A 1,520-nucleotide genomic window follows, 5' to 3' on the forward strand; every position below is an offset into this window, starting at 1 on the left:
AGCCCGCCCCGCCCCCGGCGGCCGGGCTCGCGGCGGTGTAGCTACGCTGGGGGGCATGGACTACGTTTCCGCGCTCGTGCCCCCCATCGTGATGGCCACGTTCTTCATCTTCCTCGTGAGGACGATCGTGAAGAGCCAGGGCGGCGCCAACAAGGCCAAGGAAGACGCGGCCGTGGACGCCGTGCTCGCGCGCGCCGAAGCGGGCCAGCCCGGGAAGTAACGCCGCCGCCCGGGTATTGGCCGCGCGTTGCACCGCAAATAGTCGGGCAATTCCCCCCATTCCGCACTATCGTGCTGCTGTGCCTCGCCCCTTGGGAGAACTCGAAGACGCAGTCATGACGCGGGTGTGGCAGTGGAACCGCCCGGTCACCGTTCGGGAAGTCCTGGAAGACCTCCAGCAGGAACGGTCCATCGCGTACACCACGGTCATGACCGTTATGGACAATCTCCATCAGAAGGGCTGGGTCCGCCGGGAAGCGGAAGGCCGCGCCTATCGATATACGGCGGTATCCACCCGCGCCGCCTACTCGGCCGCACTGATGAACGAAGCCTGGTCGACCAGCGACAACCCCGCGGCCGCCCTCGTCGCCTTCTTCGGCATGATGTCCCCCGAACAGCGCGAGGCCCTCCGCGACGCCGTACGGATCGTCCAGCACGACGAGCCCGAGCCCCCGGCCGCCGACGCCGCCGAGGCCGCGCCCCCCGCCGCCGGCCCGGGCGCGGGCGCGTCCGCACCCCGGGAAGAAGGGGGCTCCGGCGCGCACCGGAGCGAGCCGGGGCGATAGCGTCCGGCCTATGGGAGACCTTTCCACCACAGACGCGAAAACAGTGACCATCCGCCGCGCGCGCACCGGAGATGTTCCGGCACTGCGCCGCCTGCTGGACCAGTACGTGCAGCAGCGGATCCTCCTCGACAAAGCCCCGGTCGTCCTTTACGAGGACATCCAGGAGTTCTGGGTCGCGGAACGCGACTCCGACGGCCAGGTGGTGGGCTGCGGAGCTCTCCACGTGATGTGGGAAGACCTCGCCGAAGTACGCACGCTCGCCGTCGACCGCGACCTCAAGGGCTCCGGAGTCGGGCACCAGGTGCTCGCCAAGTTGTTGGAGACCGCCCGCCGGGTCGGGGTGAGCCGGGTATTCTGCCTGACCTTCGAAGTCGACTTCTTCGCCAAGCACGGGTTCGTCGAGATCGGCGAGACCCCCGTGGAGACCGATGTCTACATGGAGCTCCTGCGTTCCTATGACGAGGGAGTCGCCGAGTTCCTCGGTCTCGAACGAGTGAAGCCGAACACCTTGGGCAACAGCCGGATGCTGCTGCACCTCTGATCGGTCACGAGGGCTATTCCAGGCCGCGGCCGCCCGTGGCCTATGTCCGAATCGCGTACGTTTCCCGCCTTGTAGCGCTCCTGAACCTCTCGCCGGGGGTTTGTGTTTTCCAGGCAAAAGCGGTTTCCTTTCCGCGTACTGCATTTTCGATGAAAGGAAATCCGGTGGCACAGAGGGTTCAGGTCCTTCTTGTC

General features: G+C 66.8%; 3 protein-coding genes. All 3 read left to right on the forward strand.

What is annotated here, in order from left to right:
• Positions 1-55: 55 nt before the first annotated feature.
• Positions 56-220, forward strand: a complete 165-nt coding sequence (locus VR44_RS45985) for a hypothetical protein (RefSeq protein ID WP_045949247.1) — start codon at positions 56-58, stop codon at positions 218-220.
• Between the two features lie 115 nt (positions 221-335).
• Positions 336-785 carry a BlaI/MecI/CopY family transcriptional regulator gene (locus tag VR44_RS21760; RefSeq protein WP_045949245.1) on the forward strand — a complete coding sequence of 150 codons (450 nt, stop codon included), beginning with the start codon at positions 336-338 and terminating at the stop codon, positions 783-785.
• A 10-nt stretch (positions 786-795) separates the two neighbouring features.
• A complete protein-coding gene (locus VR44_RS21765; RefSeq protein ID WP_045949246.1) occupies positions 796-1,326 on the forward strand; it encodes an amino-acid N-acetyltransferase in 531 nt (176 codons plus the stop codon).
• The last annotated feature ends 194 nt before the right edge of the window (positions 1,327-1,520 follow it).

The organism is Streptomyces katrae, from assembly GCF_000966975.1.
Classification (GTDB): Bacteria; Actinomycetota; Actinomycetes; order Streptomycetales; family Streptomycetaceae; genus Streptomyces; species Streptomyces katrae.

Excerpts from the sequence above, each read along its gene's own strand:
- VR44_RS21760 (WP_045949245.1), top strand. The coding sequence starts at position 336 with ATGACGCGGGTGTGGCAGTGGAACCGCCCGGTCACCGTTCGGGAAGTC.
- VR44_RS21765 (WP_045949246.1), top strand. The coding sequence starts at position 796 with ATGGGAGACCTTTCCACCACAGACGCGAAAACAGTGACCATCCGCCGC.
- VR44_RS45985 (WP_045949247.1), top strand. The coding sequence starts at position 56 with ATGGACTACGTTTCCGCGCTCGTGCCCCCCATCGTGATGGCCACGTTC.